We start from the raw sequence: 23,722 nt of genomic DNA, 5'->3' as shown, positions 1-23,722 counted from the left end.
GCAAATCAGTTGACCCACGCGGCAACTCCCGACAATGATCACAGCGGCGACGAGGAAGCTCTGCGGAGGAGCGCCCGGCTCTGATCCCGGGTGGACGCAGGTTCGAATCCTGCCCTCGTCGCCCCTTCACGTACTCGCCCCCCAACAGCCTGACCAGCCGATTACTCCAGCCGCTGTTTACCGGCGCACCGCGGTCATGCTCCGGCAAGGCCGCGTCAGTGCGGGGCACGCGCTTGATCTCGCCGCGCCGCTTCCTGCGCGTCCTGGGCATCACCGGCTCCAGGCGCCGGGCAGCCGGGCGGGACGCCACGGGTAGCGGAGGCCGGGGCGCTACGGGTGGGCCGGCCGATGCGGCGGCGCGGGCGGGGGATGAGCACGAATGATCCCAGCGGGTTGGGTGGGCAACACCGCGGCCCGCTGACATCGGTGCGTCGGCGGGGCGCGGGAGACGGTGAGGTAGGTGACCGGGCAGGGCGTCGGGTCAGGAGTCAGCTGGCGCTGCGGGTCCGGAGCAGCCGGGCGGCCCACTGCCGCAGCTGGTCCAGGAGCGTGGGGTGGGTGTGGCGCCAGGCGCTGCGGTCCAGGCCGTAGGTCTCCAGGAAGCGGTGGGAGGCTCCGCAGGTGCACGTCCAGCCGTAGGGCGCGGGGCGGGTGTCGTCGCGGGTGGCGGTAGCCTGACGGCAGTTGGATGAGCGAGACCGACAGCGCCCCGCCCGCGGGCCCACACGCCGCCCGTCCCAGCGGTGAACGCGCCTGTTGTCGAACGGTTTTGACGCACCCCGTCAGCGGGAGCGGACCTGCTCCCCGAGCACCCGGGTGATCTCCCGCGCGATGCGCAGGATGCCGGGGGAGCGGACCGGGCAGGGTCTCGGCGTCGACGTCGTGGGCGCCAGGCAGAAGTGCAGGTAGTCGTCATCCAGGTGCAGGGCGGTGCGGCCTCGGCCCTGCTGGGTGCAGTACTCGGGATGGGCCCGCTCGTAGGCGTCGCACGGCAGGTACTGCGACCAGGTGTAGCGCGCCCCGGCCGGACTCACCGCGCCGCCCGCGTCGGCCACCAGGCCGCCGGAGGCGGCGGCGTGTTCCTCGTAGAGCGTGTTCACCCGGCGGACCCGGTCGGGGGTGATCGGGTCGGGTCCCTGCAACACCCAGACGATCCGGGGCGGTCGGGCCGCACCGGCCGCGCGGATCTGCTCGGTGAGCCGGCGTGCGGCGGCCGCGTACCGCTCGAAGTACTTCTCAGGTGAGGCGTCGTAGGTGATTCCGTCCATGCAGGGGGTGTAGTCCCAGGCGTTGCCCCAGAACTGCAGCACCACGTAGTCCGGCCGCAGCGAGCGCACCAGCGCCGCCGCCTTGTCCGCCGCCGGGACCAGGGACCGTCGTGCGGAACCCTCCAGGTAGTCGCACAGGGTGGTACCCGAGTAGGGCGCGCTCGTGTACCGCGCGCGCAGGTCCTTGCGCAGTTCCCGCCCGAGGACCTTCTGGTTCTCCATCGCGAGTGAGTCGCCGAGGTACAGCACGGTGGGCGGCTCGGGCGGCTCGCCGGACGCGGCGCCGGGGGAGACGTCCCGGGAACCGCCCGCACCGGGCGAAGGGGTGCCGGGCGTGGCCGCGGGCCGTTGGTGCGTGGTGGCCGACGCCGAGGGCGCGGCGGGCGGTGGCGGCTCGACCCCGGGCCCGGACGACGGGTCCCCGCACGCGCCGAGCAGCACGGCGGCCAGCGCCATCCCCACGACCCACGGCTTGCGCATACGGCGACCCCCGCCCCGCCCGGCGAAAACGGCTCCCAGGCAAGCACAGCAGAGCCCAGGGGGGAAGACACAGTGCAGGAAAGGCCGTTCACCGGGGACGCGCGGGCCGTGCCCGGCGCGCGGGTCCGGGCGACGGTGACTAGCGTGACGCAAAGGACCGACCAGCCTCCGGAGAGGGCACGCCGCCATGGCCGTACAAATCGAGGGAACACCCTGCTGGGCCGACGCGGTGTTCAACGACGTCGAGGCCGCCAAGGCTTTCTACGGAGACGTCCTGGGCTGGACCTTCGGCGCGTCCTCGGAGTTCGGCGACTACACCCAGGCGTACGCCGACGGCAAGGCGGCGGCGGCCGTCGTGCCGCCCATGCCGGGCCAGGAAGGCCCGTCGCAGTGGTGCCTCTACTTCGCGGTCCGGGACGCCGCCGCCACCGCCGTCCGGATCGGGGACAACGGCGGCGAACTGCTGATGGAACCGATGCGGGCCGGCGACTTCGGCACGATGTGCCTGGCCCGTGAACCCGGCGGGGCCGTCTTCGGCCTCTGGCAGGCCGGCACCCACGAAGGCTTCGAGGCGACGGCCGTACCCGGCGCGTACTGCTGGGCGGAGGTCTTCACCCGGGACCCGGAGAAGACCGACGCGTTCTTCCCCACCGTCTTCTCCTACCGGTCGAAGCAGCTCGAGGACGAGACCGACTTCCGGATCTACGGCCTGGGCGAGCGACCCGTGCTCGGCCGGATGAAGATGACGGAGGACTTCCCGCCCGAGGTGCCGCCGTACATCAACATCTACTTCACCGTCCGGAACTGCGACGAGGCGGTGACCCTGGCCACCGAGCGCGGCGGCATCCTGCGCTTCGGGCCGACGGACACCCCCTTCGGGCGCTTCGCGGCACTCAGCGACCCGCAGGGCGCGAACTTCTCGGTGATCGACATCACGACCACGACGGGCGAGACGCCCGAGACGACGGACGTCGTCTGAGACGCCGGCCCGGACCGGCGCACCGCCCGGCCATGGCATGATCGGGCGCATGCGTGAACGTGTTGTGGCCGCGTGCGACGGGGCCTCCAAAGGCAACCCCGGACCCGCCGCCTGGGCCTGGGTGATCGCCGACGCCTCCGAGACCCCGGTCCGCTGGCAGGCGGGCGCACTCGGCAGAGCCACCAACAACGTCGCCGAACTCACCGCGCTGGAACGGCTGCTGGCGGCGACCGACCCCGATGTGCCGCTCGAGGTCCGGATGGACTCGCAGTACGCCATGAAGGCGGTCACCACCTGGCTGCCCGGCTGGAAGCGCAACGGCTGGCGCACGGCGGCCGGCAAACCGGTCGCCAACCAGGAACTCGTCGTCAGCATCGACGAACTCCTGCAGGGCCGCTCCGTCGAGTTCCGCTACGTCCCCGCCCACCAGGTCGACGGCGACCGGCTCAACGACTTCGCCGACCGGGCCGCCAGCCAGGCGGCCGTCGTCCAGCAGGACGCGGGCAGCGACGCGGGCTCGCCCGAGCCGCCGCCCTCCCCGGACACCCCGCCGGCCGGCGCCGCGAAACGCCGCTCCTCCGCGACCAAGGCGTCCTCCCGGCCGCGCGGTGGCTCCTCGACCCGCACGATCAAGGCGAAGTTCCCCGGCCGCTGCCTCTGCGGCCGCTCCTACGCGGCCGGCGAGTCCATCGCCAAGAACGACAGCGGCTGGGGCCACCCCGAATGCCGCACGACCGCGAGCGTCTGAGCAGGACCGCTCGTCTCGCCGTCCCACCGGGCCGCGACGGATGACAGACTGACGCCATGGACGAGCGCACATTCGACAGGTCGGGTCAGCACGCCTCCGTGATCGGTCTCGGCACCTGGCAACTCGGGGCGGACTGGGGGGAGGTCGACGACAAGCAGGCCCTCACGGTCCTGGAGGCCGCCGCCGAGTCCGGGGTCACCTTCTTCGACACCGCCGACGTGTACGGCGACGGGCGCAGCGAGCAGACCATCGCGTCGTTCCTGAGCGGCCGGCCCGATCTGCACGTCCTGGTCGCGACCAAGATGGGCCGCCGGGCCGAACAGCTCCCGGAGAACTACGTGCTGGACAACTTCCGTGCGTGGAACGACCGTTCGCGGCGCAACCTCGGTGTCGACCGCATCGACCTGGTGCAGTTGCACTGTCCGCCGACGCCCGTCTACTCCTCCGACGAGGTTTTCGACGCCCTCGACACCCTGGTGGCGGAGGAGCGCGTCGCCGCCTACGGGGTCAGCGTGGAGACCTGCGCCCAGGCGCTGACCGCGATCAGCCGGCCGAACGTGGCGAGCGTGCAGATCATTCTCAACCCGTTCCGCATGAAGCCCCTGCTCGAGGTGCTCCCGGCGGCCCGCGCGGCGGGCGTCGGCGTCATCGCCCGCGTCCCGCTGGCCTCGGGGCTGCTGTCGGGCAGGTACACCAAGGACACCGTCTTCCCGGAGAACGACCACCGCACCTTCAACCGGCACGGTGAGTCCTTCGACCAGGGCGAGACCTTCTCCGGTGTGGACTACGCGACCGGCGTCGAGGCCGCCGCCGAGTTCGCCACGCTCGCCCCCGAGGGCTACACCCCGGCCCAGCTGGCCCTGCGCTGGATCGTCCGGCAGCCCGGCGTCACCACCGTCATCCCCGGCGCCCGCTCGCCCGAGCAGGCCCGCGCCAACGCGCACGCCGCCCGGCTCCCGGAGCTGTCCGAGCGGACGCTCACCGCGATCGACGACCTCTATGCGCGGCGGATCAAGGACCAGGTGGAGTCCCGCTGGTAGGAGTCCCCGGCAGAGCCGTCGGCAGAGTCCGCCGGCAGCGGCCCAGAACCGTCATGGCGCCAGGAGCAGCTGCCTCTCCTGCTCCTGGTCGCCGGAGACTGCTCCCTCGTCACGCGTGGTGAAGGCCTGGGCGAGCGTGTCGCTCGCCCGCCGCACCGCACCCGGGGCGCCCTGCACGGTGACGGCCACCGGCGCGGACAGACGCCCGGGGTCCGTGGGAGAGCCGTCGGTCCGGGCCTCCCCGGTGGAGGTCGCCACGTGGACCGTCGCCTGCTCGTCGGGGGGAGGCTCGTCCGGCGCCCCGAACGCCTGCCCGAGGGCCCGGACGACCACACGTGCGTCGTCGACGCCCTCGCCGCTGAGTGTCACGGTGAGCTGGGTATCGGGCATACGTCCCACAACCTCCCGGTCTCGATGTCGTCGGCGTCCGTGCAACCGGCCGTCCGGCACCCAAACCGGGCCCGGGAAGCGGCCCCGGAACCGTGGAGAACGGCCGCGGACGGGGAAGAGGCGGGAAGAGAGGGACCGAGGCCGTTCAACTCAGGAGGCATCGTGCCGGACCCGGAGCAGGGCGAGAGCAGGCGCAGGGGGCGCAACGAGACCGAGGAGGAGCGGGCGGACCGGATGTGGCAGGAACTCATCCAGGAGGTCCGCGTCGCGCAGACGGGTGTCCAGATCCTCTTCGGCTTCCTGCTGACCGTCGTGTTCACCCCGAAGTACGAGCAACTGTCCGAAACGGACCAGACGATCTACATCGTCACGGTCGCCCTCGGCGCCTGCGCCACCGGTGCGCTCATCGGCCCCGTCTCGCTGCACCGGCTCGTCTCCGGGCGGCGCGTCAAGCCGCAGGCGGTGCGGTGGGCGTCCCGGCTGACCCTGCTCGGCCTCGTCCTGCTGCTCGCCACCACCAGCGCCGCACTGCTGCTGATCCTGCGCGTGGCGACCCACGACGACTTCGTCCCGTACCTGGTCGCCGGGGTGGTCACCTGGTACCTGGTGTGCTGGTTCGGGCTCCCGCTGTGGGCCCGGCACCGGCACACGACGCGGTGACGCCGTCGTCCGTTGTGCGTCGTCTGTTGTCCGATGGCGTCCCTCAGCTGCCGGCGAGGACGTTCGCGAGGAAGTCGTCGAGGTGGACCTCCTCGTGTCCCGGTGCGACCGTCCGGTACGTCTCGCGCAGGAAGTCCCCGACGGTCTCGGCCCACGCGTACACCACCGCGCGGTGCCGGCCGCCGTCGGCGTGGGCCGCACCGAAGAACTCCATCCGCAGTTCCCGCCCCACGCCCGGGGACTCCGGACGCAGTCGCACATCACCGGTCCCGGTCGGGCGGGTGAGACCGTCGAAGAGCATGTCCCGGTCCAGCTGCCAGCGTGCGAGGACCCGGCCCTCGTGGCTGAACACGACGGTGACGGCGAAGGGATCCGCGGGGTCGTAACTCAGGTGGGCGAGCCCGGGAATGCGATCCGCGACGCCCGCCTGGATCTCCACCACCAGGGTCTTGTGCACGAACGAGTTCACGAGGGGGCCTCCGGGAAGTACCGACGTAGAGCCCCCTGGTACCCCGCAACCGGACCGTATGCTCATCCCTCCGGGTGATTCCTCGGTGCCGCGCCCGGCTCGCCCCCGACGGGGTTCCGTTCAGCCGAAGGCGCTCCGCAGTGCCGGCAGCAGGGTTTTCTCCGACCAGTCGAGGTGCTCCGGCTGTGTGTCGTCGTCGATCCGCACGAGGGCGATCTCGGTGAAACCGGCCTCCACTATGTGTCATGACCGCCGAGTCCCCGATCGAAGGGGGCGATAACGGTGGATCTGCACCGGTGACCGGGGTCGGAGACGGAGGGGCGAGGACGGCCCCGGGCCGGATGGGGGACGGGCTCAGGACCGCGCGAGGGCGGCGATGCGCAGGTCGCGGGTACGGCTCTGATGCTCGATGACGTGCTGCCGGGCGGCCGCCGCGTCGCCGCGCCGGATCGCGTCCAGGATCCGGGTGTGCTCCTCGAGGATCAGGGTGAGGTTGTCCGGACGGGTGGTGGTGCCGGAGTCGTAGACCTTCAGCTGGGCGTCCAGACGGTCCATCAGCTCGGTGATCGTCGCATTGTGCCCGGCCTCGCGCAGCGCCCGGTGCCACTGTTGGTTGAGCTCCTGCAGCTCCGCGGGGTCCGTCGACGCCGCGGCGGACTCGTGGACGTGGACGAGCCGGGCCAGGTCGAGTTCGGTCCGACGGGTCGCGGCCGCCTGTGCGGCCGACGACTCCAGTGCGATGCGCGCCTCGCAGATCTCCAGGATCTCCTGGGGGGTGCGGGTGCGCACCACGTAGCCGCGAGTGGCCCGGGTCACCAGGCCCTCCTGTTCGAGTCGGATCAGCGCCTCCCGGACAGGAGTGCGCGAGACGTTGAACTGCGTGCTGAGACCAGTCGGGATCAGGACGGTTCCGGGTGGTGACTGGCCGTCGAGGATGCTCTGCCGGATCCGGGTGTAGTGGCTGCCCGCGCCCGTATCGGCGCCCCGGTCTCCCCGTGCGGTGCTCAAACTGGTCGCTCCCCTTTCCGTGCCGAGGACCGGCCCGCCGTCGGCGCACGCGAAGCGGCGTTCTCGGCGGACAGACGTTCTCGCGATTCGAGACGGTCATAGTCTGCCACTGTCTACATGTGTATACAGTTGCTTGCAGTTGAATCCGGACGTGAGAACCGTCGAGTCCTCGGGTCCGGGTCCACGTTCGAGTGCATGACCCATGTACGCCTGACGGGATTTCGGGAGCTTCTGATGCATCGTGGCGCGCAGCCGGGGCGATACGCCGCCCACCCGGCGCACCCGGTGGCCGGGCCGACCTCCCGCTTCTGCAACAGCCTGACGAGCCGTCGGCACATCGACCTCATGCGCGTCGTCAGCACGAGCTGTTGTTGATCACACACGCACTCCGCCTGCCGCGTTCCGGCCGCTGAAACAGCGGCGGGCGCGGCCGTGTCAGGCCCGACCGCAGGCGCACCTCGTCTCCTGCCCCGGCTCGCCCCGCCCAGTCCACTGTTCGGAATGGCTCCGGGAGTCGGCTCCGGGCACCGCCCCCAAGGCCTCACCGCCACACGGCCCCGAAGTCCTTCCCGGCTGCCGCCCCACACCGGCCAAGCGGTCGGACGGGCGGCCGAACCACTCCTGAAGGGGATCTCCCATGCCCGAGCAGACGCTGCTCGCCAAGGACCGACCACCGCATCCCGGACCTGCCGGTCCTGTCGGACGACCCGGCACACCGAGGAAGGGGGCGGCCGGGCCGTCCTCCGCCGGCCGCAACCGCCGGGCGCTGCTGCGCACCGCCCGCACGGCCGGCCCCTGGGCCGTCCCCCTGCTGGTCCTGGTGGTGTGGCAGTGGACCGCCGCGGCCGGCATCCTGCCGCCGTCCATCCTCCCCGCCCCCGGAGCGGTTCTGCGGGCGGGAAGCGATCTGGCCGCCACCGGGGAACTCCAGTTCCACCTCCTCACCAGCCTGCGGCGCATCCTGCAGGGCTTCGCCCTGGGCGCGGCCACCGGCCTGATCCTGGGCTTCCTGGTCGGCATGTCGAAGGTGACGGAGATCCTCCTCGACCGCTCCCTGCAGATGGTGCGCACCATTCCGCACCTGGCTCTGGTGCCGCTGATGATCGCCTGGTTCGGCATCGGGGAGGAACCCAAGATCCTCCTCGTGGCGCTGGGCACCTTCTTCCCCATCTACCTGAACACCGTGACCGGCATCCGCGGGGTCGACCCCAAGCTGCTGCAGCTCGGCCGCTCCTACGGACTGGGACGGTGGCGTCTGGTGCGCGACATCGCCGTCCCCGGGGCCATGCCCACCATCCTGTCCGGCATCCGGTACTCCCTCGGCGTCGCCTGGATGACCCTCGTGGTCGCCGAGACCATCTCGGCCAGCGACGGGATCGGCTACCTCGCCCAGAACGCCCGCGAGTTGCTGCGCACCGACCAGATCGTCCTCGCCATCGTGCTGTACGCACTGGCCGGTCTGCTCGCCGACCTCCTGACCAGGCTCATCGAAAGGAGGGTGCTCCGGTGGCACCCGAACTATCGTCCCGAGGCGAACCAGTGACCCCGGCGCGAGCAGGTGCCCGGCTCGCTCTGGACGGCCTGGGCCGGCAGTACGACGGCCGGTGGGTCCTGGAGAACCTCGACCTGGAGATCGAAGCCGGCTCCTTCGTCTCCTTCCTCGGCCCCAGCGGCGCGGGCAAGAGCACCCTGCTGCGGATCGTCGCCGGGCTGGAGGAGCCGAGCGCGGGAACCGTCCAGCTCCACGGAGCCGGTCCGCAACCGCCCATGGTGCGGATGATGTTCCAGGAGGACCGGATGCTGCCCTGGCGCACGGTCGAGGACAACGTGCTGCTGGGCGTCAAGGGCCGCAAGGACGAGGCACGCGCCCTGCTGGAGGCCGTGGGACTGGCCGACCGCGGGGGCGCCTGGCCGGCCGAGCTCTCCGGCGGGCAGAGGCAGCGCGTCGCCCTGGCCCGCGCCCTGCTCCACCACCCCGAACTGCTGCTCCTGGACGAGCCGTTCGGCGCTCTGGACGCGATCACCCGGATCGCCATGCAGCAACTCCTGGAACGCCTGTGGCTGGAGCAGCCGCGCACCGTCCTGCTGGTGACCCATGACGTGGAGGAGGCGCTCGTGCTCTCCGACCGCGTCCTGGTGCTGGCCGACGGCGCCGTCGGCCGCGACCTGCACATCGACCTGCCCCGCGGGGAGCGGCGCGGCCACCCCCGCCTCGTCGCCTGGAAGGAGGAACTGCTCCAGGGTCTCCTCGAACCGCACTCCTCCGTCCCGGCCGACGTCTGACCCCGCGACCCACCCCCACCCCCACCCCCGCCGCCGCCACCCGCCCCCGCTTCCGCCCGCCCGCCCGAGCAGCACGCCACCGAGAAAGAACCCGACCGTGACCGTGAACCGCCCGTTCTCCCGTACGACCACAGGAGCCTCCCCGCTCCTGTCCAAAAACGTCTCGCGCCGCCGCATCCTGGCCGTCGGCGGTGCCGCCGCCCTCGCCCCGGCGCTGGCCGCCTGCGGCGGCGGAACGCGGCCGGGCAACGCGGCACTGGCCGACGGCGTGCCGGAGAAGCTCCGCTACGCGGTCATCGGCAGCGGCAGGACCGGCACCCCGGCGGCCCTGCGCTACAAGTTCGACGGCGTGGACCTGGGCAAGGAACTCGGCGGCACCACCGTCACCTGGCCGTCCGGGTTCACCGCCTCACTGCCGGTGATGGAGGCGCTCAAGGCCGGCAGCGTCGACCTCACCTTCGCCACCGCCACCGCCGTGGCCTACGCGATCGGCGGCGGCGTGCCCATCGTGCCGCTCGCCGCATACCCGCTGCCCGCCAACGAGGTCGAGATCCTCGTCGCCCGGAACTCGCCCATCCGCGGCGCCGCCGACCTCAAGGGCAAGCGGGTCGCCGACCAGCAGGGCACCACCGGCACCTACAGCCTCATCAAGTACCTGCAGACCGCCGGCCTGCGGCTGGACGACGTCGAGTACGTCAACCTGCCGGCCGCCGACGCCGAGTCGGCCTTCGCCAACGGCAAGGTGGACGCCTGGATCAGCTGGACGCCGGCCATCAGCCTGGGCCGGGCCCGGCACAAGGCCCGCAGGCTGCCGAACGTCAAGACCTACGACTACTCCTTCTACGTGGCCAGTGAGTCCTTCGCCGAGGAGTACCCCGAGGCCGCGGCGAAGGTGGTGCGTGTCATCCGGGACACCCAGCGCCGCGTCAACGCCCGTCCCGAGGCGAGCGTCGAGTTCTTCGACAAGATCGGCGGATTCGGCTCGGAGGACCTCGAACGTGAGGTGTTCCTCGAGCTGACCAAGGAGAAGAGGCTCTCGGACTCCAACGCCGACCGGCTCGCGCCGGTGGACCGCAAGGCGATCGAGAACACCCAGGACCTCGCCGACAGCTTCCACGCCCTGGGCGTCTACCCCTCGAAGATCGACGTGACCGGGTTCCTGCAGGACTCCCGGTTCGACACGGTCAAGAAGGCGGTGGCCGCCGAACTGGCCAAGTGACCGACAGGGCGAACCGCAGGACACACAGCACTACAGCACGGAAGAGAGAACACGCAGTGAGCACCCCCGAGAACCAGATGCACCTCGCGGCCTTCGTGACCGCGGGCCCCGGCCGGCCCGGCGGCTGGCGCCACCCCGGATCCGAGCCCGGCTGGCTGTCGGCCTCCTACTACCAGCACATCGGCCGCGTGCTCGAGCAGGGCAAGTTCGACCTGATGTTCCTCCCGGACATCCTGTCCGTGCCCGACCGCCTCGGCGGCAGCATGGACAGCCAGCTGCGCTACGGCGCGCTCGGCTCCCTGCGGCTCGACCCGACGCCGGTGCTGTCGGCGGTCGCCGCCGCCACCACCCGGCTCGGCGTGGCCGCCACGATCTCCACCAGCTACTTCGAGCCGTTCCCGGTGGCGCGCTCCTTCGCCACGCTCGACCACCTCAGTGACGGCCGCGCCGCCTGGAACGTGGTGACCTCCTTCCAGGACTCCGAGGCCCGCAACTTCGGCGAGGACCGGCACATCGACCGCGACCAGCGCTACGAGCGGGCCGACGAGTTCCTCGAGGTGACCTGCAAGCTGTGGGACAGCTGGGAGGACGACGCCCTCGTGGCGGACCCGGAAGCCCCCCTCTTCGCCGACCCCGACCGCGTGCACGCCATCGACCACAAGGGGGAGTGGTTCAACGTCCGCGGCCCGCTGAACACGCCCCGGCCGCCCCAGGGCTACCCGGTGATCATCCAGGCCGGGGCGTCCCCCAAGGGCCGCGACTTCGCGGCGCGCTGGTCCGACGTCATCTTCTGCAGCCACGCCTCCCTGGAATCGGCCAAGGACTTCTACCAGGACATCAAGGCCCGGGCGGTCCGCCACGGCCGCCGTGCCGAGGACGTCAAGATCCTCCCCATGGCCACCCCCATCATCGGCCCCACCACCGAGGCCGCGCGCGAGGCCGAGCAGCGCCTGGCGGACCTGGTCCCGCCGCTGGCCGGCCTGTCGACCCTCGCCTACCACCTGGACGTGGACCTCTCGGAGCTGCCGCTCGACGAGCCGCTGCCCGACGTCGACGTCCCCGGTGTCCAGGGGCACTACAAGGAGGTCGTGGAGATGACCCGGCGCGAGGGGCTGACCCTGCGTGAGCTGGGCAAGCGGTACGGCGGCCGCACCGAGGGCTCCTTCGTCGGCACGGCGGCCGAGGTCGCCGACGGCATGGCGCAGTGGTTCACCGAGGGCGCCTGCGACGGCTTCACCGTGGGCGCCGTCCACACGCCGGGCGCCTTCGAGGACTTCGTCCGCCAGGTGGTGCCCGACCTGCAGCGCCGCGGCCTGTTCCGCACCGAGTACGAGGGCACCACCCTGCGCGACCACCTGGGCCTGGAGCGCCCCGAGGCCGGGCAGTGGCGCAACCGCCGGGACGGGAACGGCGACAACGGCTGACCCGCACCACACCCCACACACCGGATCCCGCACAGCGACGCCAAGGACCTCACGGCATGACAGCAGCAGGCGACATCACGAGTATCACCGGACGCACCACCGACACCCAGGGGCGCTTCCTGATGACCGCCCGGACGAACCACTTCGTCTCCGACGCCCGCACAGGGCCGGGGGAGGCCGTCGGGGCAGGAGAGCTGCTGCTGTCCGCCCTGGCCTCCTGCTCCCTGAGCAACATCCAGCTCCATGCCGAGGAACGCGGCTCCGGCCTGACCGGGGGCCGGGCCGAGATCAGCTACCAGCGGGACCCGCAGGACCCCACCCGCTACACCTACCTGCGGATCGAGCTGCTGCTCGAAGGAGTCGACCGGGGCGAGGCCGACATCCTGGTCGGGCTCTTCACCGGCAGCTGCCCGATCTACAACACCCTGCGCCGGGGCGGCCACGTCGAGGTGGCCGCCCGGGTGCGGGAACCGCTCGCCGGCGCCGCCTGAGGAACCGGCCGACCCGGAGCCGGGTCACACCGAAACCCCGCACTCGGCCCGCCGCACGGCAGGCATGTGGGTCCGGGGCCGCTCCCGGCCCCCGGACCCGCTCCACCGCATCCCGCACACCCCCCGCACGCACACCCGAAGGTGATCACCGTGGCCACCGTCCTGTCCGTCTCCGGCAGTCCCTCCGCCGCATCCCGCACCGCCCGCCTGCTGCGCCACCTGGACGCGCGACTGACCGACAGGGGGCACGAAGTGATCCCACTGGACGCACGTACCCTGCCCGCCGAGGCGCTGCTCGGCGGCGACTTCGGCCACCCCGCGGTCCGCGAGGCCGCCGCCCTGTTCGAACGCGCCGACGGCGTCGTGATCGGCACCCCCGTCTACAAGGCCGCCTACTCCGGCCTGCTCAAGTCCCTGCTGGACCTGCTCCCGCAGTACGCCCTGGCCGGCCGGACCGTACTGCCGCTGGCCACCGGCGGCTCCACCGCCCATGTCCTGGCCGTCGACTACGCACTGCGCCCGGTCCTCGCCTCGATGGGCGCCGAACACATCACCCCCGGCTGGTTCGTCCTCGACAAGCACCTGGCCACCGCCCCCGACGGCACCCTGGACATCGAACCGGAGACCGCCCGCCACCTCGAGCGCGTCGTCGACGGCTTCGCCACCGCCCTCGAACGCAGCACCCTGCTGGCCGTCGGCTGACCGGGAGCGGCCACGTTCCCCCGCCGGACAGGCCCTAGCCGGAGCCCGGCCGGAACGTGCGCAGGAACGTCCGTAGCGCCTCCTGGTTCTCCGCCTTCTCCCAGTCGGCGGCCGGGGTCGTCCAGCGCAGCGAGAAGCCGCGCCCGCCGCCCAGGAGGAACCCGCGGCCGAAGGTGCGCACCCGGGGGCCGTCGGCCGCCGACAGCCATTCCATGTCGGCGGCCTGGCGCCCCTGGTACGTGGTCGCGCGGATCGCGCCGATCCGCTCGTAGGCGTCCGTCCGCTCCAGGGACGGCTCCACGTCGTCCCGCCACACGGCCACCGGGTCCGGGCCGACCCGCTCGCTGTAGGTGACCGCGAGGGTGCGGGTGTTCCCGTCCACGCCGAAGGTGACCCGGTAGGCGAGGTCGGACACGCGGGAGGTGTCCAGCCGTTCGAAGTCCTCGGGGAGCGCGACGGAGAAGCCCTCCGGCGCACGGTAGAGGCGGTAGCCGGCCGGGAGACCCGCTGTGCCCGAGGGGGCCGGGGTGGGTACGGCGGACGGCGGGGAGGTGCCCCGGTCGCCCGGCCTGCCGGGTTCGGCCGCCCCGGACGGGTCCGGGGGAGCCGGCGTGGAGGCGGAGGCCGGCGGCGTGTCCTGCGCGTCGGCGGCGGAGCCGGTGCCGGTTGCGGGCAGCCCCAGGACCGCGGCGAGTACGACGGCCGCCACGATGACGACGGCCAGGGCCGTGCCGAGGACCGTCGTCCTTCTGCTCCACTCCCGGCCCGTGGTCCTGAGGGCGGCGGTGCGGGTGCCGCGCAGCCGGGGACCCGGCACCGCGCCCAGGACCGCGTCGGGATCCTCGCTGAGAGCACGGGTGAGCGCCTCGCGGACCACCTGACGGGTCAGCCGCTCCCGCGCGTCCTTGCGGAGCAGGCCCTGAACGACCTGGGTCAGGGGTCCCGCACGCACGGGCGTGCGCAGCGGCAGCCGGTCCACTGCCTTCAGCGTGGACTCGGGCCGCCTCCGGTCGCGGAACGGGGGACGCCCCTCGACCATCGTGTAGAGGATGGCGCCCAGCGTCCACAGGTCCGCGGCGGGACCGACGCGCTCGTCGCGGGCCTGCTCGGGGGAGGCGTAGGACGGTGACGTGAGGCGGGGGGCCGGGGTCGAGCCGGCCAGGCCGAACCCGGCGACCACGACCGGGCCGGTCTCCCGCACGAACACCTGGCCGGGGCCGAGTTCGCCGTGCGTGATGCCCGCCGCGTGTGCGGCATCCAGCACGTCGAGCAGCTCCAGCCCGATGCGCGCGGCCCGCACATAGTTGAACGTGCCCTCCTCACCGAGGAGTTCGCCCAGCGGTGTGCCGTCGACCCAGGCGGTGACGGTCCACAGGAAGCCGGCCTCGTCGACGGCGTCGACGACGGTGGCGATCCGTCCGGGACACAACCGCGTCATGCTCTCGGTCGTGCGCAGGACACGGGAGGGGACGCGGCGCCCGGGCTCGGACGGATCCTCCGGGAGCGTGATCTGCGTGACCAGACAGGGACGTCCCGTCCCGAGGTCGTCGGCGTACCAGCAGATGTGATGGGGCTCGCGATGGATGACCTCAACCAGCCGGTACCTCCCGGCGACCGGCTGGTGGGTGAAGACGTGCGCCCTGCCCATGGCCATCCCTCGTCCGAGCCGCTGCTTCCGCCTTTGCCAGAGGTACGCGCGACCGGGCGCCCTTTGTTCAAGGGGCGGCGCCCGAATTCCGGCGACGACGGATTCCTGTCCTTCGGTCAAAGAAAGGAGCGAGCGGATACGGATCTCCGGGCCCGAGGGGAGGGCTCAGCGCAGCCCGAAACGGGACGCCCAGGCGACCATGTCGCCGGTGGTCGCGTTGCCCCCGCACACCACCAGCCCGATCCGGGCCCCCTCGCCGACCCGCTCCAGCACCCGGCGCGCCGCCGGCAGCAGACAGCCCGCAGCCGGCTCCGTCCACACCTTGGCGTGGTCCGCGAGGTCCAGCGAGCCCTGTACGGCCTCCCGGTCCGGCACCACCAGCACCTCGGTGACCAGCGCCGACACATGCTCGTACGTCAACTGCGACACGGCCGGGGCACTGAGCGTGGAGACGATCGACGACAGCGCGACCGGCACCGGTCCGCCCGCCGTGAGCGCCTCGGACATGGCCTGGGCACCCTCAGTCTCCACACCCCAGATCCTGATTCCGGGCCGCCGGGCCCTGAGCGCCGCCGCCACACCGGAGATCAGTCCGCCGCCACCGATGCTCACCAGTACGTCGGTGAGGTCACCGGCGTCGTCGGCGAACTCCCGTCCCACGGTGCCCTGCCCGGCGATCACCACCGGGTCGTCGAAGGGGTGGACCAGGGTCAGCCCTTCCTGCTGAAGCCGCGTCATCAGCGCGAAGGCACCGTCCATGTCGTCGGCCAGCCGCACCGACGCGCCGGCCGTCTCCGCGACCTCGACCGCCCGCGCGGGGGCCGACCGGGGCATCACCACCGTGGCCTTGACGTCGAGCGCGGAGGCCATGACCGCGACGGCGATCCCGTGATTGCCGCCGCTCACGGCCACGACCCCGGCGGCCCGCTCCGCCTCGTCCAGCGACAGCAGCTTCGCCACCGCGCCGCGCGCCTTGAACGATCCGGTGCGCTGCAGCAGTTCCAGCTTCGCCGTGACCGGGGTGCCGAGCAGCGCCGACAACCCGGGGCTCGGCACCGTCGGCGTCCGTACCACGTGTCCGGCGATCCGCTCCGCCGCGGCCTCGATCTCCGGCATTCCGATCATGACAACCGCCTTCCGGCGCGGGGCGTGATCCGCGCCGTGACGAACCCTGACCCGGCCGGGCCGCCAAGGTCAACAGGGTTCGTCCGGCGGTACGGGCCTCAGTGCTGCTGCGGCTTCTGCGGCGTGGTCTCGCTGGGCCGCACGATGACGTGTCCCTCGCCCTGCAGCATCAGTTGCACCGCCTCGCCCGAGCCGCCGCGCAGCATCGAACCGAACGACTGCGAGCGGTGCAGGGAGGTCGCCAGGCCCGCCGTCCAGCCGACGATCGCGTCCGTGTCGACGTAGACCGGGTACTGCGGCGACACCGGGAGGACCAGCGGATCGCCCTCGCAGACCAGGCCCAGCAGGCCGTGCCCCGTGAAGACGCTGTTGAACAAACCGCCGCCGGTGATGCCGGCGCCCTTCACGGTCGAGATGCGGTACGACAGCGTGGAATCGAAGCACAGGACGTTGCGGCCGTTGACGGTGAACTCGTCGCCCGGCTCGAGCTGGACGATGAAGCAGTTCTGCGCCTCCTGCGCGAACCAGGCCTCGCCCTGTCCCCGCACCGCCATCAGCGGCAGCCCTTCGCCCGTCACCGCGCGTTTGAGCATGCCGCCCACGCCCTGGCCCTTGCGCTCGAACTGGAGTCCGCCGCGGTAGGCGATCATCGCACCCTGCCGGGCGTGCATCTCGCCGTTGACGACGTACCGGATGCACTTGGCGTTCTCGACCGTCATGCCCGGAGCCGAGGCGGGCTGCACCATGTGCCGGCTGGAAAACAGATCACCCTTCATGAGGGCATCCTCACCCGGAGGGTCCGCCTCCGCCAAGATCCCGCCCGGAGCCGGACTCGAGGGCGCCGGCGTGTGGAGCGTTCAGCGGCGAAGGCGCTCCGCCCAGTTCTCCGGTACGCGCTCGGCCGGGCCCGGGGACGGCTGGTCCGCCGGGTGGCTCACGGGCGGGGCCAGGTCGGGGCCCGACTCGTACATCTCGTCGGTGGCGTAGTTCCAGAACCAGGCCTCGCCGGGTTCGTAGCTGCGGACCACGGGATGCCCGGAGGCCCTGAAGTGCGCCGTGGCGTGCTGACCGGGGGAACTGTCGCAGCAGCCGACGTGCCCGCACTGCGCGCAGCGCCGCAGATGGAACCACCAGCCGCCCGCGGCGTCGCACTCGGCGCACCCCGCGCCGCTCGGCGGAACACGGGGATCGATGGCGTGGTCGCTGGTCATGCCGACTCCTCGAGGACGTCGCGGAACTCCACCGACGGTCGGTCCAGCGTATGGGGGATCGCGACCGTTCGCTCGGGTGCGGGCTGCTTCAGGCGGGACGCGAGGAGAGCACCGGAGACGGGTTGGGGAAGACTGGACCGCGTCTGATGGACACGACACAGGAGGAACCGCATGACGCGCCCGATCACGGCAGGGGTCGACGGAACCGAGGAGAGCCTCGCCGGGCTGGCCTGGGCGGCGAGGGAGGCGGTCCGCCGGGGACGGCCGCTGCGGGTGGTGCACGCCTGGCGCTTCCAGACACACGAGGGAATCGACGCCGGTGACGCCGCCACCCAGGGGCAGTGGGTGCGCGACGCGGTGGGTGAGTCGGTCCGCCGGATCACCGAACGGCACCCGGACCTCGCGGTGACCACCGACGTCCTGGAGGGGGACGCCGTGCAGACCCTGGCCGGCGCCGCGGCGGATGCGGAGATGCTGGTGCTCGGCTCGCGCGGGCACGGGCGGATCATCGGCTTCCTGGTCGGCTCGGTCGGCCAGCAGGTGATCGTCGACGCCACGCGGCCGGTGGTCTTCGTGCGGGCCGGGGACCGGGCGTCGGGCGAGGTCGCCGGACGGGAGATCGTCGTCGGCCAGCAGGGCGATCCGGAGGACAGCGCCGCCGCGCTGGACTTCGCCTTCGAGACGGCCGCCGCGCGGGGCGCCACCGTGCGCGCCGTACGGGCCTGGACCCTGCCGCCGATGTTCGTCTACAGCCCCGAAGTGCTGCGCCAGGTCGACGAGGCCGGGGGGCTGGAGCAGTACGAGCAGAAGGCTCTGTCCACGGCCCTCGCGCCGTTCCGTGAGCGTCACCCGCACGTGCCCGTCGTCGAGCACGTGGAGATGGGCAGCGCCGGGCAGGTGCTGCTGTCGGTGGCCGGCACCGCCCAGCTGATGGTGGTCGGCCGTCGCGCGCGCCGCACCGCCGTCGGCGCCCGGATCGGTTCGGTCGCCCACGGCGTCCTGCACCACGCCGACTGCCCGGTGGCGGTGGTACCGCAGGCCTGACTCGGCCGACCGTGGGCCGCAGCGCCACCCGGCCCCGGGCCGGACGTTCCTGACGCAGTCCTCGACCGCCGTGTCGAGACCGGCGTCGTGCCGGACCCGCTCGGACAGGTACCGGCAGTGAGCGAGGGCCTCCGGGCGTTCGGGGGCTGCCCGGCACCGGTTCCGGTGTGCAGTCGGGAGGCGCCGCCGGGGCTGTCCGGGACGTCGTCCTCCTGGGGGACATCCAGCTCTCCAGGTCTGTTCAGCAGCCGCCTAACCTGGTTCTCCTCGGTGTCGAGCCCGGTCAGGCGGAGCAGTCGGCGCCGGTGGTGCCCGGCGTCGACGGCCTTCGGTACGAAGGTGAGCGTGTCGCTGTGGGAGGTGTGCCCGATCTGCATCCCGGCGACGTCGAAGCCCGACTCGTTCAGCCGGCGGATCCGGCGGTCGTCACACCGGTGACCGCCCCCTCAGCCCGGTGCGTGCTCACGGGCCAGCCGCGCCGCGTCCCGCGGGGACCCCTCGCGCGCGGGGCCGTGTCCGGGCAGCAGGAGGTCGCCCTCCAGCCCGGCCAGGATGTCCAGTGAGGCGAGGGCGGTGGCCCGCTCGCGGTGGAACATGCCGGGCAGCAGTTGCGGTCCGCTCACCCGGGAGGTCGGGTGAGCGCTCACCAGGGCGTCGCCGGACACCACTGCCCCGATGTCCGGGAGGTGGAAGGCGCAGTGCCCGTCGGTGTGGCCGGGCGTGTGCACGGGGACCGGCCGGCCGGGCAGATCGAGCGGGCGGGGCGGATCCGGTGCATCGGACCGGCGTTCGGACCGCTCCTCGGACCGGCGTTCGGACCGCGGTCCGGGCCGCGGGAACGGCTCGGGGGCGGCGACCGGCACGTGCGCCGTGCCGCCGGAGCGCAGCGCGTGCAGGGCCCAGGGCAGCACGCCCGGCCGCCAGCCGTTGCGCAGGATCTGCCCGACGGTCACCTGGTGCAGGAAGTCCCGGCGGACGTGCGGGACTTCGGCCTCATGGGCGTACACGGGGGTGCCGTACGTGGCCCGCAGGTACTCCGCGGAGCCCAGGTGGTCCGTGTGCGCGTGGGTGATCAGTACGGCCGTGACCGCCTCCGGCGCGCTGCCCACCTCCGCCAGGGACGCGAGGAGTTGCCCGCGGTCACCGGGGTAGCCGGTGTCGATCAGGGTGACGGCGTCCCCCTCCTGGAGGATCACCCAGTTGGTGTTCGAGCCGTGCACCAGGTGGGTGCCGTCGGCCACGTGCCGCACATCTGCCCGCATGATCGCCCCGCGCTCTGCCGTCCTGCCCGAAGGCCACCAGCAAAGCAGATCAGGACGCCAGCGACCGGGTCGGACCCGGACGTGTCGGAGCCGTCGTGGGGCGGGGCCGGGGCTGCGGGCGCACCCCGAAGAGAAAGCGCGTCAGCCGCGTTCCGCGCACCCTGTACGCGTACACGGCGAGGATGACGGCCAGTGAGGCGGCGACGATCACCACGTACTGGACGGCCATCGGCGCGGACCATCCGACCACGCCGTAGGCGAAGGCGACCACGACCGGCTGGTGCAGCACGTACAACGGCAGCGCGGCGAGCACCGGATACCGGCCGTACCGGCGGGCTCCGTGGAGGCGGCCCCGTAACGGGCAGTCTCGGCCGGCGCCCGCACCCGCGGTCGCCTCCGGTGCCCCCGAAGTCCCGTTCCGGGGCCGGTCCAGCAGGCCGGGGAGGGCCGGCACCCAGCACCAGCCCGCTGCCCCGAGAGCCGCCCGGGTGAACAGCGCGAAGGGGGTCCACGCGGTGAAGGGGGTCCACGCGGCGAAGGGAGCGTCCCCCGCGACGAATCCGGGTGCCGTCGCGGCGAACAGGAGCAGCCCGAGCACACCGGCCAAGGCGGCCACACGGCGCGTCAGGGCGCGGACGCGCTCGTCGTCGCCGAGCGCGAACCCGTACAGCAGGAACAGGAGATACGCCCAGCGGTTCCAGCCCGCGAAGCCCTCCTCCCTGCCCAGCAGGGCGTTGACGGCGGCGAGCGGCAGCACGAGGAACCACAGGTGCCCGGTCTCGAAGTGGTCCCCCTCCAGGACGAAGGGAAGGTCGGCGAGGTCCAAACGGACGGTCAGGAAGCGCGGCAGGGCGGCGGGCCGGTTCACGCGGTGCGGGCGGAACCGGACGCTGATGCGCGGCCCGGCCGCGCTGACGCCCTTGGGCACCCGGTGCTCCCGGGTGCGCCGGCCGGACCCGCCCGGCAGGCGTCGATGTTCACACAGGTGCTCTGATTCCGGCGAGACCCTTCTGGATACGCCGGTGTATCGGATACGTTCGCGTATCGAACGGAGGGGTGGCATGACCGTGGACGGCGTATCCGGGCGGGCGGCGGCCGGGCGGCGGGTGACCGGGCGCCGGGCCCGCACGCGCGCGAACCTCCTGCAAGCGGCGTTCTGCGTGTTCGCGGCCAAGGGCTTCGGGCACGTCTCGATCGAGGAGGTCTGCGAGGCCGCCGGCTACACCAGGGGCGCCTTCTACTCGAACTTCGCCGGCCTGGACGAGCTCTTCTTCGCCCTGTACGCGGAGCGCGCCGAGCTCATCGCGGAGCAGGTCTCCTCGGCCCTCGCCCAAGGCTGCCCCGACCTCGACGTGTCCGCCGCCGTGGACCGCGTCACCGAGGTGCTGCTGCTCGACCGGGACTGGCTGCTGGTGAAGACCGACTTCCTGGTGCACGCCGCCCGCGACCCCGAGGTGTCCCGCAGCCTGCTGGAACACCGCGCGCGGCTGCGCCGGGCCGTCGCGGACCGGCTGGCGCGGGCCCGCGGCCACACCGAACTGCCCGCCGTCCTCGGCACCGCCGAGGACGCCGCGCACGCCGTGGTCGCCGCCTACGACGGAGTCACCGTCCAACTGCTGCTGGACGGGAACGTCGCAGGCGCCCGCGCCTGGCTGAAACAACTGCTGACCGCGCTGCTCACCGACGGCAGCACCGAACCGGCCGCGCACCGACGCGGATGAGGAAGGGACTTCTCGCCATGGATGCCGACGTCGTCGTCGTCGGAGCGGGTCTCGCGGGCCTGGTCGCGGCCCACGAACTGACCAGCCGGGGCCGCAGGGTCGCCCTCGTCGAGCAGGAGAACGCCGCCAACCTCGGCGGGCAGGCCTTCTGGTCCTTCGGCGGGCTGTTCCTCGTCGGCTCCCCGGAGCAGCGGCGTCTCGGCATCAAGGACTCCTTCGAGCTCGCCTGGAACGACTGGCAGGGCAGCGCGGGATTCGACCGGCTCCAGGACGAGGACTCCTGGGCGGTGCGCTGGGCCCGTGCCTACGTCGAGTGGGCGGCGGGGGAGAAGCGGTCCTGGCTGGACGGGCACGGCATCTCGTTCCTGCCCACCGTCGGCTGGGCCGAGCGCGGCGACCTCCGCGCGGACGGCCACGGCAACACCGTGCCCCGCTTCCACATCGCCTGGGGCACCGGCACCGGCGTCGTCGAACCCTTCGTACGCCACGCCCGGCAGGCCGCGCGCGACGGGTTGCTCACCTTCCACCACCGTCACCGGGTCGACGAACTGGTCGTCCAGGACGGCACCGCGCGCGGAGTGCGGGGCACCCTGCTGGCACAGGACGACGCACCGCGCGGTGTCGCCTCCAGTCGCGAGGCGATCGGCGACTTCGAACTCACCGCCCAGGCCGTGATCGTCACCAGTGGCGGCATAGGCGCCGACCACGACATCGTCCGCCGCCACTGGCCCGAGCGGCTCGGCACCCCGCCCCGGGAGATGATCACCGGAGTCCCGGCCCACGTGGACGGACGGATGCTCGACATCAGCGCCCGCGCGGGCGCGCGCCTGGTCAACAGGGACCGCATGTGGCACTACACCGAGGGCGTACGGAACTGGGACCCGATCTGGCCCGGTCACGGCATCCGCATCCTGCCCGGACCGTCCTCGATGTGGTTCGACGCCCTCGGCCGCCGGCTGCCCGAGCCCTGCCTGCCCGGTTACGACACCCTGGGCACACTCGAGCACCTGCGCACCACCGAGGACATCGCCGCCCACGACCACTCCTGGTTCATCCTCACCCAGAAGATCATCGAGAAGGAGTTCGCGCTGTCGGGCTCCGAACAGAACCCCGACATCACCGCCAAGGACCGGGCCGGGTTCCTGCGCGAACGCGTGCTGGGCAAGGGCGCCCCCGGCCCGGTCGACGCGTTCCTGCGCCGGGGCGCGGACTTCGTGACCGCCCCGACCCTGGAGCAACTCGTCGAGAGGATGAACGCCCTCACCGACAAGCCCCTGCTCGACGCGGCCGTCGTCCGCCGCCAGATCGAGGCCCGCGACCTGCAGATCGCCAACCCCTACGCCAAGGACGTCCAGGTGCAGGGCATCCGCAACGCCCGCCGCTACATCGGCGACCGCCTCGGCCGGGTGGCCGCCCCGCACCGCATCCTCGACCCCGCGGCCGGCCCGCTGGTCGGCGTCAAGCTGCACGTCCTCACCCGCAAGACCCTCGGCGGCATCCAGACCGACCTCGACTCCCGCGCGCTGGACGGCGCGGGGCAGCCGATCGAGGGGCTGTACGCGGCGGGCGAGGTCGCGGGCTTCGGGGGCGGCGGCGTCCACGGCTACAACGCCCTGGAGGGCACCTTCCTCGGCGGCTGCCTCTTCTCTGGGCGCGCGGCGGGACGGGCGGCGGCGCGGCAGACGGTGTAGCCGGCGCGGCCGACGGGGGCAGGGGACGGGTCAGTCGTCGAGGAGGCGGGCCAGCACCTCGGCGTGACTGGTCGCCGGCTCCCTGGCCGCGGTCAGCAGGGTCACCTGGCCCTTCGTCGCCAACTCCCGTACATGATCCAGGAGTTCGGCCGCCTCGGGGGCGGTGAGCTCTGCCTCGTAGCGCCCGCGGAACTCCTCGTACGGCCGCTCGCCCATGTGGTACCAGCGGCGCAGTTCCGTCGACGGGGTCAGTCCCTTGGGCCATTCGTCCACGCGTGCCATGTCCTTCGCCAGGCCGCGCGGCCACAACCGGTCGACCAGGACGCGGACACCGTCGTCCGGCTCAGGCGGTTCGTAGACGCGGCGCACGCGTACGCTCATGGTCGGCCCCTTCCCGTGGTCTCCCGCGAGCCTAGCGCCGTCCCCCGGGCCGGGCACGGCGGACAGGACGACGGACGGGCGGGCCGAAACGGGGGCCCCGCCCGCCTCAGGCGCGCCGCGCCTTCAGGCGGCGCTTCAACGCGCGCCGCTCCGTCTCGCTCGTGCCGCCCCACACCCCGAGGGACTGGCCCGAATCCATAGCCCAGTCGAGGCACTGCTCCCGGACGGGACAGCGCCGGCACACCGCCTTCGCCTGCTCCGTCTGGAGAAGTGCCGGGCCGGAGGTCCCGATCGGGAAGAAGAGGTCGGGATCCTCGTCCCGGCAGGCCGCGCGAGTCCGCCAGTCGTCCATGGAAAACCACCTGTGATCGGAGTGGATACGCACCCTTCGGGTGCACTGTTCCGTTACGGGTCACCTGCCGGTGCGCGATGAAACAGCGGCTCCGGTGTTCTGCGTCACCGCGGACACGCCCGCCCG

26 protein-coding genes, 1 tRNA gene and 2 pseudogenes are annotated in these 23,722 nt (G+C 72.5%); 14 read left to right on the top strand and 15 right to left on the bottom strand.

What is annotated here, in order from left to right:
• The first annotated feature begins 48 nt into the window (after positions 1-48).
• Positions 49-121 (top strand) — tRNA-Gln (locus tag ACVW19_RS03500).
• Positions 122-488: 367 nt separating this feature from the next.
• Here the strand turns inward: ACVW19_RS03500 and ACVW19_RS03495 are convergent.
• Positions 489-725 (bottom strand): hypothetical protein, encoded by a 237-nt coding sequence (locus tag ACVW19_RS03495; protein WP_457456459.1) that lies wholly within the window; start codon positions 723-725, stop codon positions 489-491.
• A 57-nt stretch (positions 726-782) separates the two neighbouring features.
• Positions 783-1,748, bottom strand: coding sequence for an SGNH/GDSL hydrolase family protein (locus tag ACVW19_RS03490; RefSeq protein WP_457456457.1), 966 nt, complete (start codon positions 1,746-1,748; stop codon positions 783-785).
• 187 nt (positions 1,749-1,935) lie between these two features.
• On the opposite strand from ACVW19_RS03490, the gene ACVW19_RS03485 reads away from it, so the two are divergent.
• Genes ACVW19_RS03485 through ACVW19_RS03475 form a run of 3 tightly spaced genes read left to right on the top strand, consistent with a single transcriptional unit; the run spans position 1,936 to position 4,515 of the window.
• Entirely contained in the window at positions 1,936-2,727 is a 792-nt protein-coding gene (locus ACVW19_RS03485; protein WP_457456455.1) for a VOC family protein, read from the top strand.
• A gap of 37 nt (positions 2,728-2,764) precedes the next feature.
• Complete coding sequence (locus ACVW19_RS03480) at positions 2,765-3,475, top strand: ribonuclease H family protein (protein ID WP_457456454.1); 711 nt, start codon at positions 2,765-2,767, stop codon at positions 3,473-3,475.
• Positions 3,476-3,531: 56 nt separating this feature from the next.
• The gene (locus ACVW19_RS03475) at positions 3,532-4,515 is read left to right on the top strand and encodes an aldo/keto reductase (RefSeq protein WP_457456452.1); all 984 of its coding nucleotides are present in this window, start codon (positions 3,532-3,534) and stop codon (positions 4,513-4,515) included.
• 51 nt (positions 4,516-4,566) lie between these two features.
• Here ACVW19_RS03475 and ACVW19_RS03470 read toward each other — a convergent pair whose 3' ends face one another.
• Positions 4,567-4,905 (bottom strand): hypothetical protein, encoded by a 339-nt coding sequence (locus ACVW19_RS03470; RefSeq protein ID WP_457456450.1) that lies wholly within the window; start codon positions 4,903-4,905, stop codon positions 4,567-4,569.
• 162 nt (positions 4,906-5,067) lie between these two features.
• Between ACVW19_RS03470 and ACVW19_RS03465 the strand changes: the two genes are divergently transcribed.
• Positions 5,068-5,565, top strand: coding sequence for a DUF6328 family protein (locus ACVW19_RS03465; RefSeq protein WP_457456449.1), 498 nt, complete (start codon positions 5,068-5,070; stop codon positions 5,563-5,565).
• Positions 5,566-5,608: 43 nt separating this feature from the next.
• Here ACVW19_RS03465 and ACVW19_RS03460 read toward each other — a convergent pair whose 3' ends face one another.
• The 3 genes and pseudogenes from ACVW19_RS03460 to ACVW19_RS03450 form a co-directional block, all read right to left on the bottom strand.
• On the bottom strand, positions 5,609-6,034 hold the full coding sequence (locus tag ACVW19_RS03460) for an SsgA family sporulation/cell division regulator (RefSeq protein WP_457456447.1): 426 nt from the start codon (positions 6,032-6,034) through the stop codon (positions 5,609-5,611).
• A gap of 120 nt (positions 6,035-6,154) precedes the next feature.
• Positions 6,155-6,268 (bottom strand): annotated as a pseudogene (locus ACVW19_RS03455) (LLM class F420-dependent oxidoreductase); the annotation flags it as partial.
• 120 nt (positions 6,269-6,388) lie between these two features.
• Positions 6,389-7,042, bottom strand: a complete 654-nt coding sequence (locus ACVW19_RS03450; RefSeq protein ID WP_457456445.1) for a GntR family transcriptional regulator — start codon at positions 7,040-7,042, stop codon at positions 6,389-6,391.
• A gap of 637 nt (positions 7,043-7,679) precedes the next feature.
• On the opposite strand from ACVW19_RS03450, the gene ACVW19_RS03445 reads away from it, so the two are divergent.
• The 6 genes from ACVW19_RS03445 to ssuE all read left to right on the top strand — a co-directional run bounded on the left by ACVW19_RS03445 (position 7,680) and on the right by ssuE (position 13,161).
• The gene (locus ACVW19_RS03445; RefSeq protein WP_457456443.1) at positions 7,680-8,585 is read left to right on the top strand and encodes an ABC transporter permease; all 906 of its coding nucleotides are present in this window, start codon (positions 7,680-7,682) and stop codon (positions 8,583-8,585) included.
• Positions 8,582-9,325 carry an ABC transporter ATP-binding protein gene (locus tag ACVW19_RS03440; protein WP_457456441.1) on the top strand — a complete coding sequence of 248 codons (744 nt, stop codon included), beginning with the start codon at positions 8,582-8,584 and terminating at the stop codon, positions 9,323-9,325. The genes ACVW19_RS03445 and ACVW19_RS03440 overlap by 4 nt, the downstream gene beginning before the upstream one ends.
• A gap of 97 nt (positions 9,326-9,422) precedes the next feature.
• Positions 9,423-10,544, top strand: a complete 1,122-nt coding sequence (locus ACVW19_RS03435; RefSeq protein ID WP_457456440.1) for an NrtA/SsuA/CpmA family ABC transporter substrate-binding protein — start codon at positions 9,423-9,425, stop codon at positions 10,542-10,544.
• 56 nt (positions 10,545-10,600) lie between these two features.
• Positions 10,601-11,968, top strand: a complete 1,368-nt coding sequence (locus ACVW19_RS03430) for an LLM class flavin-dependent oxidoreductase (protein WP_457456438.1) — start codon at positions 10,601-10,603, stop codon at positions 11,966-11,968.
• Positions 11,969-12,024: 56 nt separating this feature from the next.
• Positions 12,025-12,459, top strand: coding sequence for an OsmC family protein (locus tag ACVW19_RS03425; protein ID WP_457456437.1), 435 nt, complete (start codon positions 12,025-12,027; stop codon positions 12,457-12,459).
• A 150-nt stretch (positions 12,460-12,609) separates the two neighbouring features.
• Complete coding sequence (gene ssuE / locus ACVW19_RS03420; RefSeq protein WP_457456435.1) at positions 12,610-13,161, top strand: NADPH-dependent FMN reductase; 552 nt, start codon at positions 12,610-12,612, stop codon at positions 13,159-13,161.
• Between the two features lie 34 nt (positions 13,162-13,195).
• On the opposite strand, the gene ACVW19_RS03415 is transcribed toward ssuE, so the two are convergent.
• The 4 genes from ACVW19_RS03415 to ACVW19_RS03400 all read right to left on the bottom strand — a co-directional run bounded on the left by ACVW19_RS03415 (position 13,196) and on the right by ACVW19_RS03400 (position 17,145).
• Positions 13,196-14,809, bottom strand: a complete 1,614-nt coding sequence (locus ACVW19_RS03415; RefSeq protein ID WP_457456434.1) for a serine/threonine protein kinase — start codon at positions 14,807-14,809, stop codon at positions 13,196-13,198.
• A gap of 165 nt (positions 14,810-14,974) precedes the next feature.
• Positions 14,975-15,934: a threonine/serine dehydratase gene (locus ACVW19_RS03410; protein WP_457456433.1), complete on the bottom strand. Its 960-nt coding sequence runs from the start codon at positions 15,932-15,934 to the stop codon at positions 14,975-14,977.
• 98 nt (positions 15,935-16,032) lie between these two features.
• Positions 16,033-16,710, bottom strand: a complete 678-nt coding sequence (locus ACVW19_RS03405; RefSeq protein ID WP_457456431.1) for an AIM24 family protein — start codon at positions 16,708-16,710, stop codon at positions 16,033-16,035.
• An 81-nt stretch (positions 16,711-16,791) separates the two neighbouring features.
• Positions 16,792-17,145 (bottom strand): UBP-type zinc finger domain-containing protein, encoded by a 354-nt coding sequence (locus tag ACVW19_RS03400; protein ID WP_457456430.1) that lies wholly within the window; start codon positions 17,143-17,145, stop codon positions 16,792-16,794.
• A 171-nt stretch (positions 17,146-17,316) separates the two neighbouring features.
• On the opposite strand from ACVW19_RS03400, the gene ACVW19_RS03395 reads away from it, so the two are divergent.
• The gene (locus ACVW19_RS03395; protein WP_457456428.1) at positions 17,317-18,189 is read left to right on the top strand and encodes a universal stress protein; all 873 of its coding nucleotides are present in this window, start codon (positions 17,317-17,319) and stop codon (positions 18,187-18,189) included.
• A gap of 299 nt (positions 18,190-18,488) precedes the next feature.
• On the opposite strand, the pseudogene ACVW19_RS03390 reads toward ACVW19_RS03395, so the two are convergent.
• The 3 genes and pseudogenes from ACVW19_RS03390 to ACVW19_RS03380 form a co-directional block, all read right to left on the bottom strand.
• A pseudogene (locus ACVW19_RS03390) lies at positions 18,489-18,566 on the bottom strand (hypothetical protein); the annotation flags it as partial.
• Positions 18,567-18,635: 69 nt separating this feature from the next.
• Positions 18,636-19,451: an MBL fold metallo-hydrolase gene (locus ACVW19_RS03385; RefSeq protein WP_457456427.1), complete on the bottom strand. Its 816-nt coding sequence runs from the start codon at positions 19,449-19,451 to the stop codon at positions 18,636-18,638.
• Between the two features lie 49 nt (positions 19,452-19,500).
• Positions 19,501-20,379: a hypothetical protein gene (locus ACVW19_RS03380; RefSeq protein WP_457456425.1), complete on the bottom strand. Its 879-nt coding sequence runs from the start codon at positions 20,377-20,379 to the stop codon at positions 19,501-19,503.
• Between the two features lie 133 nt (positions 20,380-20,512).
• Here ACVW19_RS03380 and ACVW19_RS03375 point away from each other — a divergent pair, with 133 nt between their 5' ends.
• Together ACVW19_RS03375 and ACVW19_RS03370 are read left to right on the top strand one after the other, a co-directional pair.
• Positions 20,513-21,172 (top strand): TetR/AcrR family transcriptional regulator, encoded by a 660-nt coding sequence (locus ACVW19_RS03375; RefSeq protein WP_457456423.1) that lies wholly within the window; start codon positions 20,513-20,515, stop codon positions 21,170-21,172.
• Between the two features lie 17 nt (positions 21,173-21,189).
• On the top strand, positions 21,190-22,863 hold the full coding sequence (locus ACVW19_RS03370) for an FAD-binding dehydrogenase (RefSeq protein ID WP_457456421.1): 1,674 nt from the start codon (positions 21,190-21,192) through the stop codon (positions 22,861-22,863).
• Positions 22,864-22,893: 30 nt separating this feature from the next.
• Here ACVW19_RS03370 and ACVW19_RS03365 read toward each other — a convergent pair whose 3' ends face one another.
• Together ACVW19_RS03365 and ACVW19_RS03360 are read right to left on the bottom strand one after the other, a co-directional pair.
• Positions 22,894-23,244, bottom strand: coding sequence for a DUF488 domain-containing protein (locus ACVW19_RS03365; RefSeq protein WP_457456420.1), 351 nt, complete (start codon positions 23,242-23,244; stop codon positions 22,894-22,896).
• Between the two features lie 106 nt (positions 23,245-23,350).
• Positions 23,351-23,596 carry a WhiB family transcriptional regulator gene (locus tag ACVW19_RS03360; RefSeq protein WP_457456418.1) on the bottom strand — a complete coding sequence of 82 codons (246 nt, stop codon included), beginning with the start codon at positions 23,594-23,596 and terminating at the stop codon, positions 23,351-23,353.
• Positions 23,597-23,722: the final 126 nt, after the last annotated feature.

The sequence above is a fragment of the Streptomyces sp. TE5632 genome, assembly GCF_054061295.1.
Note: the sequence above shows the minus strand (reverse complement) of the source record. Positions and strands in the feature narration are given on the sequence as shown.

Coding starts and splice junctions, on each gene's coding strand:
- ACVW19_RS03490 (WP_457456457.1), bottom strand. CDS start 1,748: ATGCGCAAGCCGTGGGTCGTGGGGATGGCGCTGGCCGCCGTGCTGCTC.
- ACVW19_RS03485 (WP_457456455.1), top strand. CDS start 1,936: ATGGCCGTACAAATCGAGGGAACACCCTGCTGGGCCGACGCGGTGTTC.
- ACVW19_RS03480 (WP_457456454.1), top strand. CDS start 2,765: ATGATCGGGCGCATGCGTGAACGTGTTGTGGCCGCGTGCGACGGGGCC.
- ACVW19_RS03475 (WP_457456452.1), top strand. CDS start 3,532: ATGGACGAGCGCACATTCGACAGGTCGGGTCAGCACGCCTCCGTGATC.
- ACVW19_RS03470 (WP_457456450.1), bottom strand. CDS start 4,905: ATGCCCGATACCCAGCTCACCGTGACACTCAGCGGCGAGGGCGTCGAC.
- ACVW19_RS03445 (WP_457456443.1), top strand. CDS start 7,680: ATGCCCGAGCAGACGCTGCTCGCCAAGGACCGACCACCGCATCCCGGA.
- ACVW19_RS03425 (WP_457456437.1), top strand. CDS start 12,025: ATGACAGCAGCAGGCGACATCACGAGTATCACCGGACGCACCACCGAC.
- ACVW19_RS03415 (WP_457456434.1), bottom strand. CDS start 14,809: ATGGGCAGGGCGCACGTCTTCACCCACCAGCCGGTCGCCGGGAGGTAC.
- ACVW19_RS03410 (WP_457456433.1), bottom strand. CDS start 15,934: ATGATCGGAATGCCGGAGATCGAGGCCGCGGCGGAGCGGATCGCCGGA.
- ACVW19_RS03405 (WP_457456431.1), bottom strand. CDS start 16,710: ATGAAGGGTGATCTGTTTTCCAGCCGGCACATGGTGCAGCCCGCCTCG.
- ACVW19_RS03400 (WP_457456430.1), bottom strand. CDS start 17,145: ATGACCAGCGACCACGCCATCGATCCCCGTGTTCCGCCGAGCGGCGCG.
- ACVW19_RS03395 (WP_457456428.1), top strand. CDS start 17,317: ATGACGCGCCCGATCACGGCAGGGGTCGACGGAACCGAGGAGAGCCTC.
- ACVW19_RS03385 (WP_457456427.1), bottom strand. CDS start 19,451: ATGCGGGCAGATGTGCGGCACGTGGCCGACGGCACCCACCTGGTGCAC.
- ACVW19_RS03375 (WP_457456423.1), top strand. CDS start 20,513: ATGACCGTGGACGGCGTATCCGGGCGGGCGGCGGCCGGGCGGCGGGTG.
- ACVW19_RS03370 (WP_457456421.1), top strand. CDS start 21,190: ATGGATGCCGACGTCGTCGTCGTCGGAGCGGGTCTCGCGGGCCTGGTC.
- ACVW19_RS03365 (WP_457456420.1), bottom strand. CDS start 23,244: ATGAGCGTACGCGTGCGCCGCGTCTACGAACCGCCTGAGCCGGACGAC.
- ACVW19_RS03360 (WP_457456418.1), bottom strand. CDS start 23,596: ATGGACGACTGGCGGACTCGCGCGGCCTGCCGGGACGAGGATCCCGAC.